General features: G+C 35.8%; 14 protein-coding genes and 13 tRNA genes. All 27 read right to left on the bottom strand.

Features of this window, described 5'->3' with window-relative positions; genetic code table 11:
• Positions 1-278: hypothetical protein (locus tag KGZ89_00310; GenBank protein ID MBS3973303.1), on the bottom strand; the 278-nt coding region annotated here is incomplete at its 3' end.
• A 15-nt stretch (positions 279-293) separates the two neighbouring features.
• A complete protein-coding gene (locus KGZ89_00305; protein ID MBS3973302.1) occupies positions 294-1,634 on the bottom strand; it encodes a hypothetical protein in 1,341 nt (446 codons plus the stop codon).
• Entirely contained in the window at positions 1,634-1,975 is a 342-nt protein-coding gene (locus tag KGZ89_00300) for a hypothetical protein (protein ID MBS3973301.1), read from the bottom strand. Before KGZ89_00300 ends, KGZ89_00305 begins: the two co-directional genes overlap by 1 nt.
• Positions 1,976-2,256: 281 nt before the next feature.
• Positions 2,257-3,684, bottom strand: a complete 1,428-nt coding sequence (locus tag KGZ89_00295; GenBank protein MBS3973300.1) for a hypothetical protein — start codon at positions 3,682-3,684, stop codon at positions 2,257-2,259.
• A 290-nt stretch (positions 3,685-3,974) separates the two neighbouring features.
• Positions 3,975-5,459: a terminase family protein gene (locus KGZ89_00290; protein ID MBS3973299.1), complete on the bottom strand. Its 1,485-nt coding sequence runs from the start codon at positions 5,457-5,459 to the stop codon at positions 3,975-3,977.
• Between the two features lie 153 nt (positions 5,460-5,612).
• The gene (locus KGZ89_00285) at positions 5,613-5,798 is read right to left on the bottom strand and encodes a hypothetical protein (protein ID MBS3973298.1); all 186 of its coding nucleotides are present in this window, start codon (positions 5,796-5,798) and stop codon (positions 5,613-5,615) included.
• Positions 5,795-6,094 carry a hypothetical protein gene (locus KGZ89_00280; GenBank protein ID MBS3973297.1) on the bottom strand — a complete coding sequence of 100 codons (300 nt, stop codon included), beginning with the start codon at positions 6,092-6,094 and terminating at the stop codon, positions 5,795-5,797. Before KGZ89_00280 ends, KGZ89_00285 begins: the two co-directional genes overlap by 4 nt.
• A gap of 104 nt (positions 6,095-6,198) precedes the next feature.
• Positions 6,199-6,276 (bottom strand) — tRNA-Lys (locus tag KGZ89_00275).
• Positions 6,277-6,294: 18 nt separating this feature from the next.
• Positions 6,295-6,795 carry a hypothetical protein gene (locus tag KGZ89_00270; protein ID MBS3973296.1) on the bottom strand — a complete coding sequence of 167 codons (501 nt, stop codon included), beginning with the start codon at positions 6,793-6,795 and terminating at the stop codon, positions 6,295-6,297.
• 171 nt (positions 6,796-6,966) lie between these two features.
• Positions 6,967-7,042 (bottom strand) — tRNA-Arg (locus KGZ89_00265).
• A gap of 75 nt (positions 7,043-7,117) precedes the next feature.
• Positions 7,118-7,193, bottom strand: a tRNA-Gly gene (locus KGZ89_00260).
• A gap of 340 nt (positions 7,194-7,533) precedes the next feature.
• A tRNA-His gene (locus tag KGZ89_00255) sits at positions 7,534-7,610 on the bottom strand.
• A gap of 7 nt (positions 7,611-7,617) precedes the next feature.
• A tRNA-Leu gene (locus tag KGZ89_00250) sits at positions 7,618-7,694 on the bottom strand.
• Positions 7,695-7,891: 197 nt separating this feature from the next.
• Positions 7,892-8,206 (bottom strand): membrane lipoprotein lipid attachment site-containing protein, encoded by a 315-nt coding sequence (locus KGZ89_00245; GenBank protein MBS3973295.1) that lies wholly within the window; start codon positions 8,204-8,206, stop codon positions 7,892-7,894.
• Positions 8,127-8,549 (bottom strand): hypothetical protein, encoded by a 423-nt coding sequence (locus tag KGZ89_00240; GenBank protein ID MBS3973294.1) that lies wholly within the window; start codon positions 8,547-8,549, stop codon positions 8,127-8,129. Before KGZ89_00240 ends, KGZ89_00245 begins: the two co-directional genes overlap by 80 nt.
• Before the next feature lie 546 nt (positions 8,550-9,095).
• Positions 9,096-10,220, bottom strand: coding sequence for a transposase (locus KGZ89_00235; protein MBS3973293.1), 1,125 nt, complete (start codon positions 10,218-10,220; stop codon positions 9,096-9,098).
• A gap of 529 nt (positions 10,221-10,749) precedes the next feature.
• Positions 10,750-11,445: a hypothetical protein gene (locus KGZ89_00230; protein ID MBS3973292.1), complete on the bottom strand. Its 696-nt coding sequence runs from the start codon at positions 11,443-11,445 to the stop codon at positions 10,750-10,752.
• A 118-nt stretch (positions 11,446-11,563) separates the two neighbouring features.
• The gene (locus KGZ89_00225) at positions 11,564-11,887 is read right to left on the bottom strand and encodes a hypothetical protein (protein ID MBS3973291.1); all 324 of its coding nucleotides are present in this window, start codon (positions 11,885-11,887) and stop codon (positions 11,564-11,566) included.
• A gap of 348 nt (positions 11,888-12,235) precedes the next feature.
• Positions 12,236-12,321: transfer RNA gene (locus tag KGZ89_00220), tRNA-Ile, on the bottom strand.
• Positions 12,322-12,327: 6 nt separating this feature from the next.
• Positions 12,328-12,405, bottom strand: a tRNA-Pro gene (locus KGZ89_00215).
• A gap of 89 nt (positions 12,406-12,494) precedes the next feature.
• Positions 12,495-12,573, bottom strand: a tRNA-Met gene (locus KGZ89_00210).
• A gap of 6 nt (positions 12,574-12,579) precedes the next feature.
• A tRNA-Ile gene (locus KGZ89_00205) sits at positions 12,580-12,655 on the bottom strand.
• 6 nt (positions 12,656-12,661) lie between these two features.
• A tRNA-Ser gene (locus KGZ89_00200) sits at positions 12,662-12,747 on the bottom strand.
• 73 nt (positions 12,748-12,820) lie between these two features.
• Positions 12,821-12,917, bottom strand: a tRNA-Ser gene (locus KGZ89_00195).
• A gap of 245 nt (positions 12,918-13,162) precedes the next feature.
• Positions 13,163-13,240 (bottom strand) — tRNA-Leu (locus KGZ89_00190).
• Positions 13,231-13,692, bottom strand: coding sequence for an HNH endonuclease (locus KGZ89_00185; GenBank protein ID MBS3973290.1), 462 nt, complete (start codon positions 13,690-13,692; stop codon positions 13,231-13,233). Before KGZ89_00185 ends, KGZ89_00190 begins: the two co-directional genes overlap by 10 nt.
• Before the next feature lie 56 nt (positions 13,693-13,748).
• Positions 13,749-13,819: transfer RNA gene (locus KGZ89_00180), tRNA-OTHER, on the bottom strand.

The raw sequence follows: 13,819 nt of genomic DNA, 5'->3' as shown, positions 1-13,819 counted from the left end.
TCTTGTTTTGCAACTACAGCACGGAATGAAGTACCTACTGGGACAGCATCTAGACCAAATGGCTGGTCAGCCCATACGAATACGGTGTCTGCATCAGCAGCGGCAGCAGCTTCTGTCAGGTCATCGGCAATAACGGAACCGAACTGAAGAGTCGCAGTCATTGTCAGGCTAACCTCGCGGAAAGCGTGACCAATGTCACTACCCATTACATAACCCAGAACTAGATCTGAGTAGTAAGGCATACGGCGGTCAGTTGGCACATAAGCTTGTTTTGGCATTGTTTACCTTCCTTATTATTTAGATTGTTTTGCTTTAAGAACAGCAGCAATAGCTTTAACTTTTTCTACACCATCTTTCGGAGCTTCAGCCTTGCGGTCAGAACCTTTTTCGGAGGCAAATTCAGCTTTTACTTTTTCAATTTCTTCATGAGCTTTGTTGAGCATTTCAATAAAGATTACAGAATTGTCAGTATCAGCCATCAGAGCTTTTACAACTTCTTCTACTTTATCTTCTTCAACGAAGCCGAAACCTTTTACTACATCTTCATATGCAGTTTTAATACGTTTCTGTTCTGCTTTTTCCACTGCCTCAAGACGTTCATTTGCTTGTTTCAGAGATTTAGCCAGTTCTTCTTTTTCCTGATCTTTCTCTTTGGTTGCATCAGCAATCAGAGACTTCAGCATTTCTTGTGCTTCTGCACTTTTCAGTAATTCATTAAGATCCACGATATTGGCTCCTTGTTTTTTAGTGATTTTTCCAGAGGAGTTCCCCTCTAGATTTTCTTTATCCTCTGATCCAATCACAGAGTTTTTATTTTCCATAGATTTAATAATGTCTGGGACATCATTATCTGGAAAGAATTTTTTATATGCTTTACGAACTTTAGCTTTAACTGCCGGAAGATCCTCTTCAGGAATTTCAACTTTCTGTCCTCTAAAACCTTTACCTAATGCAGCAACAGCAGCAGATGTATGTCTTGCATCATCAATGCGTAGTTTCCAAGTAGAAGGTTTTTCTTTGTCTGGTGTATAAGCATAATCAGAAGCACTCAGCGTTGAACTACCAACTTTCTTAGTAGCAGCTTTGATGACTTCTTTGGTAGCTTGTTGTTTTAGTGATTTGGTTAACATGTTATAGACATCTTCTTCCATAGAATCCATAAGATCTTCTGAAACTAAAATGTCATCACCAATCACAACATAATCCTGAATAGGAACTACTGGATCAGCAACATCACTAACTTCAACATTTGTACCATCTGATGTATATTTAACTGAGTAAGTACCAGACTCTGTATTAAAAATAGCTACAGTATCGTTCCAATCTGATACCCAGATATAATCATATTTATCTACAAACTGTTTATCTCTAATTTTTTGATTAAGCATGTTTCTAAGATCATTAGCATACATAGCTTTCTCAATGTCTGTAGTATCTTCACCAAGTTCTTTTAACTTAGTGATAAGTTCTTTATTGATTTCTGTGTTGTCTGCTTTGAAAAGAAGTGGTTTATTATAGCCGGAAGCTGCACCACCTTGGAAGTCAAATGTCAGTGCAATATGTGCACCAAGACTATCCTCTGATTCTTCAAAGTCAAAACTAACATCTTCTAAATAAGTGTTAAGTTCTGGCATTATTTCTCCACTTTCTTCCGTCTACCTTGAGCACCAATAGAGATGCCTTTAAAGACGCCATCTTTCCTTTTCTGGAAAAGTTCTGGGTCATGGAATTTTAATTTGACAAGTGGCAGACCTTCTTTTACAGTCTCTTCTCCAATAATACAATCGCATTCATTAACCCAAGCTTTCACAGGGGAGAACTTATCAGTATTAACTGCGTGACCAAAGTTTCCTTTAATTTTAGTAATATTGGAATTGAAATTATCTACCATCTTACGAATTTCAACTTCTGTCATCCCTTCGCCATGAGCATCTGCTTCAAATGGAGCACAGTATAAAACTTCTATACTTTCCATTTTCTCATCTTCAAATTTCTTAATGATTGGGAGATTTTCATTAGAAGGTTTTTCTGTGGAATTTTTTAATTCATCTTCAGAAGTCGTGTCGAGAAATTTTTTAAATAGCTCAACAAGAGATTCTTTGTTAAACAAAGGTTCCTCCAAAAGTTAGTTACCTTCTCTAATACTTATTTTATAGTATTATTTTTATAATGTCAACACTATTAGATTAGAAAAGTATATTTTATTTAATAATTTAAAAACTATTAGTATGAAAATCACCTTCCTTGGTGAAATTTTTACGCAGCATTCTCATTATTCATTGTTGATGTATCTAATGTTGCTGTAGTCTTTGCTGTTCCATTTCCTGTTGTACCTTGAGCCATCCCATCACCAGATCTACTTGTTGACGCTGGAACATTACTAGCAATAAATTCAGCAGCTTTATCAGGGTCAGACAATACATCATCAGGAATTCTATATTTAAATCCACACATAGCAAGCATTTCATTCATTGTTTCAACATTCAGCGGGATTGCTCCTACTGCAACTACACGTTGAATCATTTTAGAATTACCTTCAATATCAGGATCACCAACATCACCAGGTTCAAACACTGGCATTTCTTCATCAGTTAAATAAATTCCATTAAGAGCTAACAGTTGCGGGATAAGATCTTTGTTGATAACTTCAGAAATACCTTTTACATCATGTTCAATAAACTGTGAATGCAATGTTTGTTTATTATCACTTAAAGAATATGAACCAGTCTCGCTGTTACCCATAATAAGAAAACCAGCACCAAAACTGTCATAGATTTCCTTTTTACGTTGTTCTTTTAATACTGTCGTATCGAACTGTTTACCTGAACCATCAATACCAAGGAATTTAATTTCATATTGTGGTGCAGTACTTTGGTCATGAAGATCCGAAGGGATAATCATGTAAGCTTGTTCACCTGCGTGAAGATTGGCAAGGTTTGATTTTAAAGTCTCAATACTCATTGCTTCATCACTATTCGGGTCAACTGCTGCACGATTAAGGATATCTGTTGGGACTTTTAATACTGGTGTACCACCAAGGTCTTTACCTACACCAACAACCTCATACTCAGAGATAAGTGTTTTCTCTTTCCATGTAATATAAATTGACGACAGTGGAGAAACACCTACTGGGTTTGAATCAGTAATTTGTTCACCAAAAAGCATAAACTTATTTCGTGGAATATAGATCTCACCAACAAGACTTACGTCTGTTGATGCAGTGAATGTAGTTTTATTTGGAATAACCTGATAGACACCAAGAACATCCCTACCATCATCTGAATACTTAAAGGGTTTATTTCTTCTGAGTGTTGATTGTGGCCTAGAAGCCAATTTCTTTATTTTATAATTTCCACTATATTCACCAGAAGTAACTTTTGTGAAAACTTTTTCTAAAACTGAGAAACCATAGACTTTATAGGTAAGAGCTTCTCTGGCTACTTGTCTTAATGTTTGAGAGTCCATGTTCTTTAAACACCAATCTACAAACTTAGCAGCTTTTTCAGATTTCTTATTACCTTTCTTAAATGTAACCTCAAACTCATCAAAAGCCCTTTCTACAAAAAGATAATTTGCAGTCAGGGCAGTTGCCACATCAGCATCATTCGCCATGATACTATAAGTATCTAGACAACGAGGCCATGCAGTTTCATAGGGCTTGATCCAGTTTGCATATACATTCATTGTGTTAAGTGCGGTAGTACCTATCTCACCTAACTTCAATCTTGATGTAACTTGATCTGTATTACCAGCCTTATTAACTTCATCAGTTTGAGGGGATTTAATTTTGTCCCAGTAGTCAGATTTTTTTGTATATTTTCTTTTAACTGTTGACATTCACCTCTCCAGATACTAAAGTTAGTAAAAGTAAAAAGAACTATTTTCTAACTTTTGTTATTGACAATTAATATCATCTTACCAGATAATACAAGGGTTTGTCAATTTTTAATAAAAAGTAAAATAACAAAGTCAGGTTAATGTCTAGTATTTAAACCAGACCTCTTAGTTAAAGTAGGTGCAGAGATTCTTGGTATTGCAGGTGCTACATACACTTTTTCTTTTATACATCCGGCATATGCAGTAGAGAAACTATCCACTAAATCATCATGATAACCATTATTTTTATCGCCATCAAAGTTCTCTAGCTCCATTATCATATAATCCCATACAGTAGGGTCAAAGGTTTCTTTTATCCAAAATATTGTTCCTGTATAACATGCAGAACAAAAAGATTCAAACCTAAATCTTTTACTTTTATTAGATGGGGATGGGTCTTTTTTAACTGTGAACCCTTCTGCTTGTAATTTCTTAGAAGCTTCTAAGAACTCTACTTCACCACCTTGTCCTGGGTCTTTTGGTAAATAAATTACGACATCATCACCGTCTTTTATTGCTTGTTCCAAGATGTAGGCATCTCTTACCCCAGGTTTTTCTCTAAATCTACTTCTCTGAATTCCGTCTCCTTGTCTTACATAATCACCCATAATATAAATAAACCCATTCTTATCTTTAGCAAACTTAATCGACGCTGTATAGTCTGGATCTAATTGTTTGCTATCCCCACCCTCTTTAGAAGGTTTAGATGAAGCTTTATCCCATGCTCTTAGATATCTGCAATTTAAAGGGAGAGCGCTCAAAGGGGCTATTTGCATAGTTGCTTTGTCAAACATACCATTAGCTGCTGGTTTATATTTCCAGTTACCATCCAGAAGCATAGCTGCGTTAGCTGGGTCATTTGCTAAGAGATCGTCTGCATAATCTTCATTTGATTTGAGCATTGCAGGGTTGTCTTCCAGAGAGGATGGGATGAAGGTATAGAGTCTTGGTTTTTTATTGGGATACTTTTCTTTTAGCTCCTCTGCTGTCCATGCAGAAACAACTTCACCTTTATCTACAATAAAATATGCAGGTTTCCCCATTAAATCTTTCTTTGCAAAACCCTGATCGTTAATATATCTTTGTAAATATTCCAAAACAAAATGGTTAGGTTCTGGGTTAAGTGAACACCGAATGAAAGATTTATATTTAGACTTAGAACGCATACGTGTTCTAATATAGTTGAAACAATATTTAGAAAAGTGACCAAATTCATCAAAATATGCAGCAGTTAATTCAGCACCCTGCCAGTTCTCTTTACAATCTTGGTCATTGTCTAGATATGAAAATTCTATTGTTGCACCTGTAGGGAAAATGATCTTCTTATCCTTTTCTCTTATCTGTGCTTTATCTTTAAACCTCCCTTTTCTTGGTCCCGTATGTTCAATTAAAAACGGATAGAACAAATCTTTAGCTGTAGGCCAAAGTGTTCTTTCTAATTGTTTAACTGTTTTACGGAAGTATACTCCATAAAAATATGGACAGTCTATATATTTAAGACAGTCCATTAATAATGCATAACTCTTACCACCACCTGCTGCACCACCATAGAAAACTAAAGGAACATCGTCCTTTTGCTGCATAAAAATTGTCTGTGGTCCTGGTTGTGGGCTAATAATAACTTGTTCAGCCAATGTTCCTCCAATTATAATAACTTCCTAATGTTATCATAACCCAATGTTAAAATTTAGTCAAATTTACATAAAAGAAAACCCGCACAAGGCGGGTTATATTTATTATTCTACAATCTGAGTTTTTATTTGTCCATCAAAAGTGACTAAAATTTTAGTTTTTAAAGTATCTTTCTTTGGAACAGAATTCAGTAGCTTGAGAACTTCTTGCCCAATAATTAAGGCGAATGGGTCATGATCACAATCTACATGAATGATTCTACTTTCTATTAGCTGACTATCTGAACTCATTTCTTTTTACCTTTCTTCTGTTCAACTACAGGCTTTTCTACTTTCTTAACCGCTTTCTCTCGTGCAGTTTTACCAGTACGAACACGATGAGTAACTACAACATCAACACCACCTTCCACAGTGGTTACTGATTCCCACTGCTTACGATCTTCGTTATAAACCATCTTAGTAATAGAACGACCACCAAGATTAATCTGCTTTGGCTTGGATTCAGTCTGAGAAGACTTACTCTCAAACTGGAAAGGCTGAATAATTGCATCAATTGCAGAAACTTTTTTATTAGTATTTTTAGTCATAACTTTCTCCTCGTCATTTAAAATAGAATTATGCTTGCCCCTTTCAATGAAGAGGTCTACTCCAGTCTTTGAGTCTTTACAGTACATCACTCTGCTTTGATGTTTGGTAGACCGCCTGGGGATCGAACCCAGAACCTATCGCTTAAAAGGCGATTGCTACTAACCAATTGAGCTAGCGATCTATATAATCTAAATTTTTATTAGTTATCAATAACTTTATTATAAACTTCCTCTACTTGAGGGATTATAATATCTTCAGGTAAATAGTAAACTTTCACTTTTTCTATAACACGAAAGTCATACCATTCAGAATATCCTGTCATATTTGTACGAACAAATTCTGCCACAGCAGCACCTGCTATTTCAAATTCTTCATCTGGTGTTTGTTCACTTTCAAAATCTAAAGACAGAAGGTCATAACCTAGTACTTTAGATACAACTGGTGCTTCCATTGGACCTAATTCAATAAATGCAGCTTCTGCCAATGACAGCATGTCAACTTCGCCATCCATAGTATTACCAAAACAATTTTTATTGTTGCTGTGACTTTTGAAAAGTGGAGCTAGACGTTGTACAACTTCAACGAATCCATTTGAGGCTTCAAATTTTTGAATGGTCTCATAATCATCCCCATCATTCTCCCAACTAGTAACTTCAACAATAAAACCTTTTGGGACAGTTTGACCAAAATTCAATTTCATTTTACTCTCCTCAGTTTAAAAGTATTATTAATTAAACACCTTCATATTCATCAAACTTAATAAAATCTGGATGTTCGTCAAATACATCTACATCTTCTGCTTGGCGAATACCTTCACCATAACCAATAAAACCATCAAATTCATCTTTCATAATTTATCCTCTTTAAAATTTGGTAGGGCTACTAGGACTCGAACCTAGACTCTGAATTTAGAAGACTCATTTGCTATCCACTTACAACATAACCCCATATAATTCACTGTTAAATGTAGCATCTAATCAATATTGAAGTCAATACCTTAAACTTGCCTTGCGGCTACAAACTGGAGCAATCGACGCGACTCGAACGCGCGACATCTGGTTTGGAAGACCAATGCTCTACCAACTGAGCTACGATTGCATATTCACTAATGTATGATCTTAAGTCCTGAATATCGCCATATTCCCTACACAAGTACCAAGTGTTTGCGAAACACTCCGCTTGTACCATTCCGTAATAATAAGTTCTCGCGATAACCAATCTACAGAATCACACCCCCGTAGGTGCAGCAAGGTTTTAAGTGTCTAAGACCATACATTAGTGTTTTCGATGTCAGGCACTGATCTCCTGAATTAAGTACAGCCGCTAAGAGCTTCGGACGATTACTTATCACAATAGATTAGATTTGTCATGACATTAATCTATTACTCAACTATAGCTAGCGTATCAGTCTACGCATTCATCGAAAATTTCTAAAATTTGGTGTGACTGGTGGGGCATGATCCCACATCATCTCCTTCACAGGGAGGAACGTTAGCCAATTACGCTCACAGTCACCATTGTTTGGTACACCACCCCAGATTCGAACTGGGAACCCTGAAGTCTTAAGCCTCATGTCTCTGCCAATTGGACTAGTGGTGCATTAATTTTATTTGGTGGTTGAGGTGGGAATCGAACCCACATTACATCCCTTATCTGGGGATTGCTCTATGGAGGTATAAGCTCCACCCTACGGCCAATATTAGCAACTCAACCTAATTTATTCAAACATTTCTTGTATCTATTTGATATACTTACTGTATCAAATATTCTAGTATCTTGTCAACACTAAATTTTAACTATTTTTGTTTTCTTAACTCTTCAAGCAACTTTTTAGTATAACTCTGAAGTGCTCTTAGGTTATCACGATCTTCCTGCCAAAGTCCATTGTTTTTTGAAGCTATGAGTTTTAATGCTTCTGTGTTGCTTGCACCATTTTTCAACTGTTCCTCAGTTGGTTTATATGGCATCTTTGGATCTCTCATCCAATCTGGATCAGGATCTTGAATATCTATTTTACTAGATACAGTGCACTCATTCGGGTAAACTGTCTTGGTAGAGTTGCATCCACTTACCATCAAGACAACGCAAATTGCCAGAATCACTTTTTTCATAGTTAGTAATCTCGTCATCAACTTTATCTTTTTTATCTTCTCTTTTCTTTTTAAGATCAGAATTCTCTTTCTTCAACAAAGTAATTTGCTGATTAAGTTCTTGCCTTTCTTTGTCTTTAACTTTTAATCTTTCTTCATACTGGACTTTAAGATCATCTTGCTCTTTTTTATAAATAGAAACTTGATGTTCAACACCATTTTCATATCCAGTATTGTAGTAATGATTTGTTAATAGAGAGTACCCTACTTTAAGAAGAATTGCAAGTACAACCGTTAAAATAAAATATCTTAAAGTTTTATTACTCCACAATGATTTAAGAATTGTTAGGATCGAAGTTACCATTTAATTCCTCATACTGTTCTACTGCAATATTAACACGATCTTCGTAGAGTTGGTCTAACTCCCACTCTATAGATGTCTCACGACTGTAGTCATTCTTTTGATCTTTATGATATCCGCCAACATTATGATCATGTTTTGCTACAAAATTGTTTTTCATATTAAACCTATGCTAAAATATAATAATTTAAACAACTCAAGGGACATTTTGAAAAGGTCTTATTTATCTAAATCACACTCTAAAACTTTTAATGTCACATATGATTTTTGTTTCTAAATATAGAAAAATATATTCAATCTCAAGAAAGACCTGATTAATCCTTAGCTCACTAATCCCACCCCTAAAGTGAGTGGGCTTATTGTTCGCAGTTTGGTTAAACTTGCAACTTGCATTACGTATCAGTGACCTGTTGTCGTTGACATCCTCCCCATCCTTTAGGATGGGGATTCCTAATTCACTGAGGTTTCTAATGAAACCTCTCCAAAGGCTTAAATTTCCGTGTGTCCCACGGTATTTATTTCTATATAACTATAATATATTAAATTCTTTTATGCAGCAAGAGCTTTACAATTAAAAATTTCTAAACCCCTTTTATGAATATTTAGAGCAGCATTAATATCTCGATCATGTTCTGTTTTACAAGAAGGACACACCCAATGACGAACACTAAGTTTCAATTCCTCAAGAACATGACCACAACATGAACAAGTTTTAGACGAGGGATAGAATTGTTCTATCTTCACAATATTACGTCCAAACCAAGATGCTTTATACTCAAGTTGCCTTACAAACTCACCCCAAGATGCATCAGCAATATGTTTTGCCAATTTCTTATTTTTAATCATATTTTTAACTTTCAAAGTCTCAGTAGAAATTATTTGGTAAGTTTTTACTAAATTAGATGTTGCTTTATGCAATGCATCACGGCGAGAATCACTAACTTTAGCATGTGTTTTAGCAATTTTCAAACGCATTTTAGTATAGTTGCTCCCACCTTTTTTCATCCGACTAAGTTTTCTCTGCAAACGTGCAAGACGTTTAGCATATCTCTTTGTAAACTTACCATTTTTACCTTTAAGTCCATCTGATGTAATATAAAGGTCTTTTAAACCAAGATCAATACCTGTTGTCTTACTTGATATTGGCAGTTCTTCAATTTCAGTTTCACACAAACAAGACACAAAATATCTACCAGATGCATCTTTACTAATGGTGATTGACGAAGGTTGGCTTGGTAATTCACCATAGCTCCATTTAACATCCAGAGGGACTTTCACTGATTTAGCAATGAAAAGTTGACCATTAATGTATTTAAAAGCATTCTTCGTGAGATTAAATGAGTAATTATTATCATAACGGCTCTTGAACTTAGGGAATCTAGCTCTCCCAGAGAAAAAGTTACTATAAGCTTTTTCTTGGTTTCTCAGTTCTTGTTGCAGGGCTACCACTGAAACTTCATTAAGCCACTCATATTCTTTTTTAACTTTGGTTAACTCTCTCGATGCTTCGGAAAAGTTAATCTTATTTTTATCTTTTTCATAAGCCTCTTTTCTCCAAGCTAATATATGATTATAAATAAAACGACAAGAACCAAACGTCTTAGCAAGAAGAATTTTTTGTTCTTCTGTTGGATAAAAACGCATTTTATAAGCTTTTAAAACAATCTTTTTCATTTGGTCCCTTTCTAACTATCGTTCACAATTTGGTCAATATAAGAATCTTTATAAGATCATATTTTTATCTCTAGTTATATTGACATCCTCCCCATCCTAAAGATTGTGGAGTTTCTCCTTCATAGAACCTTATAATCAAGACTCTCCAGAGACTTAAAATCGGTGATGTCCTCACCTACTGAAAATCATAATATACTACTTAAATCTAAAGTTCAAGCTTTTTACTATCATTTCTTATTATATTTTCTAATCTGATTGTCAACGTTATCGATTTGATAAACAACAGAAACAAGCTGCAAAATCCATCTACATTCATCCCGGATTTAAAGCCTGATTTTACCCAGGAACCCTTGATACTCCCAGCCATAAATAACTGGGATTCTTCCTTCAACGGCTCTCTAAAGATTACCTCCAGAAGCATAACTTCGGCGTTAACCACACCTAGAAGATTACTTGTCTTTCGACTTGTTTCTCTTAACAAGAGACACTTTACAGAGTCCCTTAGCAAAAGTCAACATCTAACTTAAGTTTAAGAATCTTGGATTATCAATACCCCATTTTTCTTCAATTCTCTAAACTTTTCAACTTGAATGCAAGCTTCTTGAAAATTTTTACTCAGATGAGTAGGTACGAAAATTGCCTTTCCTGTTGGATTTAAATAAAATTTAAAAAATCTCTTTTCACACTCTATCAGATTTCCTTCATTTTTCAAGTAAATTCTGAAAGTTTTATTATCCTTTTTGTAAGTTTTAAGTTTTGGGAAAACCTCATGTAGTTTACTTATCTCGTCTTCCTCACAAACTGCAATAATTTTATCTGCTTTTATATTATTTTCCTTCAATTTATACAAAGTATTATGAAGTACTGGGAAAACTTCACGAGGGATATTAATACTATTTAGTCGAGCTTGATTTATAAATCCATCTTTATCAAAAGTAACATGAAAAATATACTGCTCATAGGATGTTACAGTGAACATCAAACTGGTGTTTAAATTCTTACTATCTGCTATTGATTTTTCTAGTAGATCTGATGAGATATTAGGTTGGAGAGCATTATTTTTTATGGACTTTAAATTTGCAATTTTAACCGTTAAAAATTCAGAATCTATTTCTTTTTGTAGATCATAAAAAATATTATTGATTTTGTCTAAGATTGTAGATGGGTCTTGTATGTTTTTGGTTATACAATTTAAAATATTTTTTAATTTTTCAAAGGTGTTCATATAATCTCCTGTATAAATATACATGTGTAATGTTGAGATATGACTATACCAAAAGTCGTAGTGGGTGTCAATAAAAATATAAAAGAAAACCCCAGCATTGCTGCCAGGGTTTATTATGTTATTCAATTTTAAAGATTGGTCCTGTATCTTCCTCTTCTTCAACCTTAGTTTCCTCTACACCAGATGGCAGTTCTTCATCTTCTTGCTCCATTTCTGCAAGGACGCTTTCTACTGCCTCTTTGATTGTTTTTGCAGAGGAAATTTTATTGGTAACAGAAGCCTTTTCATCATCCAATACTGCTACAAGATAGTTGACTGCTTTCATATAATTTTCAGCTAACTTCTCTTGACCCTCAAGAACACTTGTTTGAAGTTCATAAAGAAGTCTATCCTGTCTTGCTGGACGACCACGACCACGTTTCATAATTTTTGGTTTAGCCATAATCCTACCTACTTATCTTAGACACTTACAGTGACCTACATAAAAATAAAGCGGCATAGAATTAATCTAGCCGCTTATACAAATGCACTTTAAGACATCACCCTCAGAGGAGAGTTGAGAGTTTATCGGCTTCTTTAGGAAGAAGCTGTGCTTATACAGCTAAGGCGCTGCTTGTGCTCATTTAAATTGGCAATCCCACTAGGTCTCGAACCTAGACTGTACGGTTTTGGAGACCGACATGCTGTCCAGTAACATTCTGGGAATATAGTGGTGGAACCTTCAGGTAACGATCCTGACTATCTAGATCTTCAATCTAGCGCTCATCCTTCTAAGCCAAAGTTCCGGTAGTGGCGATGGGTATAGGATTCGAACCTATGTTGTCCTAAAGGACACGGATTATCAGTCCGTCGCTTAAACCACTCAGCCAACCCATCATAATTTGGTCTCCATATGAGGATTCGAACCTCAGACACCCTGCTCCCAAAGCAGGTGCTCTAACCAGACTGAGCTACACGGAGATGATTTGGAGGGTAGTAGTGGAATCTAACCACTCTAATACTGTTTTGCAGACAGATACATAAACACTCTGACAACTACCCTTTTAATTTGGTTGCAGAGGCAGGAGTCGAACCTGCAATCTTCAGGGTATGAACCTAACATGGTAAATCCATTTCCACCACTCTGCAATAATTTGGTGCTACGGACTGGACTTGAACCAGTGACAACTCGATTATCGGTCGAGCATTCTACCAACTGAATTACCGAAGCATTGTTTGGCGGAAGATGCAAGGATTGAACTTGCACACCCTTTCGGATGGCGGTTTAGCAAACCGCTGTGGCTACCATTTCACCAATCTTCCATTTTTATTTAGTTTGATCTGATACGCCGCACGTAAATACATAGATACCTAAGCATTCTATGCAGATCAAATTTGGAGGAAGATGTCAGACTTGAACTGACACACCGTGCTCGCACACAGCTACTAGTAGTTTTCAAGACTACTCCCTTACCAATTAGGGTTAATCTTCCATAATATGGTACATCTAGAGAGATTCGAACTCATCACTGACTGGAACCTCATCTTTAAATATTTTCCCATCCGGTCGCAGTTTGGTGAAGGGAGTCACATCTGGTTTACCACTGCCAGTCAATGAGTAGCTGCTTATCGTCCTGCTACCGAACCCGCTGAAGTTTAAATCCTCACTTCAGTTATCCCACATCATCTGTGGGCTTAGAGATTATGTATTCACGCCAGTACAAAATCTTTGAGGTTTTGGTGGATAACCTCGGATTCGAACCGAGAAGCTTCTGTTTCTAAGACAGAAAGGTATACCAATTCCCTTCAGCTATCCAATAGTTTTCTTGAAAATTGACTGTGACAATTAGGGCAAAGAAATCTTAGATTTTCTCTCCTATCGTCCAGCCAGTTTTCATTAATATGATCTACATCCAACACTAAAGGATTACCTAACCACTCATCTGTGCATCCACATTTAGAGCAAACGTAAGGAACTCCAATTTCAATCAAAGCCCTTCTTAACTGAGTAGATTTAGATCTTCCTCCAGATTCCCTTAGGATTAGGATTTCTTCTGAAGACTTTCTATTTGCAGAAGTACCTGCTTTATTCCAACCTTGGCCTTTAAAATGAGAACAATCTAAGCCTAAAACATTTATTCTTCTCTTATAATGACTTTGAGTACCACCTGCTTGTTTTTTACCAAGCTTTCTTATAACTTCAGCAAGACTATTTGAACCTGCAACAGCTTCTGAAAGAGCTTCATCTGTGACAACATCCTTTCTAATCAGTCCTCCTAAAATCCAGTGCCTCTACCAATTGGGTTATAGATGCATTTATTATCTGGCGTTCTGTATGGGACTCGAACCCATAGAAATCCACCTTGAAGGGTGGTGACTATACCAGTTTGTCTAA

It is taken from the genome of Actinomycetota bacterium, assembly GCA_018334075.1.
Lineage (GTDB): Bacteria > Actinomycetota > Coriobacteriia > Anaerosomatales > UBA912 > JAGXSC01.
Note: the sequence above shows the minus strand (reverse complement) of the source record. Positions and strands in the feature narration are given on the sequence as shown.

Coding starts and splice junctions, on each gene's coding strand:
- KGZ89_00305 (MBS3973302.1), bottom strand. CDS start 1,634: ATGCCAGAACTTAACACTTATTTAGAAGATGTTAGTTTTGACTTTGAA.
- KGZ89_00300 (MBS3973301.1), bottom strand. CDS start 1,975: ATGGAAAGTATAGAAGTTTTATACTGTGCTCCATTTGAAGCAGATGCT.
- KGZ89_00295 (MBS3973300.1), bottom strand. CDS start 3,684: ATGAATGTATATGCAAACTGGATCAAGCCCTATGAAACTGCATGGCCT.
- KGZ89_00290 (MBS3973299.1), bottom strand. CDS start 5,459: ATGCAGCAAAAGGACGATGTTCCTTTAGTTTTCTATGGTGGTGCAGCA.
- KGZ89_00285 (MBS3973298.1), bottom strand. CDS start 5,798: ATGAGTTCAGATAGTCAGCTAATAGAAAGTAGAATCATTCATGTAGAT.
- KGZ89_00280 (MBS3973297.1), bottom strand. CDS start 6,094: ATGACTAAAAATACTAATAAAAAAGTTTCTGCAATTGATGCAATTATT.
- KGZ89_00270 (MBS3973296.1), bottom strand. CDS start 6,795: ATGAAATTGAATTTTGGTCAAACTGTCCCAAAAGGTTTTATTGTTGAA.
- KGZ89_00245 (MBS3973295.1), bottom strand. CDS start 8,206: ATGAAAAAAGTGATTCTGGCAATTTGCGTTGTCTTGATGGTAAGTGGA.
- KGZ89_00240 (MBS3973294.1), bottom strand. CDS start 8,549: ATGGTAACTTCGATCCTAACAATTCTTAAATCATTGTGGAGTAATAAA.
- KGZ89_00235 (MBS3973293.1), bottom strand. CDS start 10,220: ATGAAAAAGATTGTTTTAAAAGCTTATAAAATGCGTTTTTATCCAACA.
- KGZ89_00230 (MBS3973292.1), bottom strand. CDS start 11,445: ATGAACACCTTTGAAAAATTAAAAAATATTTTAAATTGTATAACCAAA.
- KGZ89_00225 (MBS3973291.1), bottom strand. CDS start 11,887: ATGGCTAAACCAAAAATTATGAAACGTGGTCGTGGTCGTCCAGCAAGA.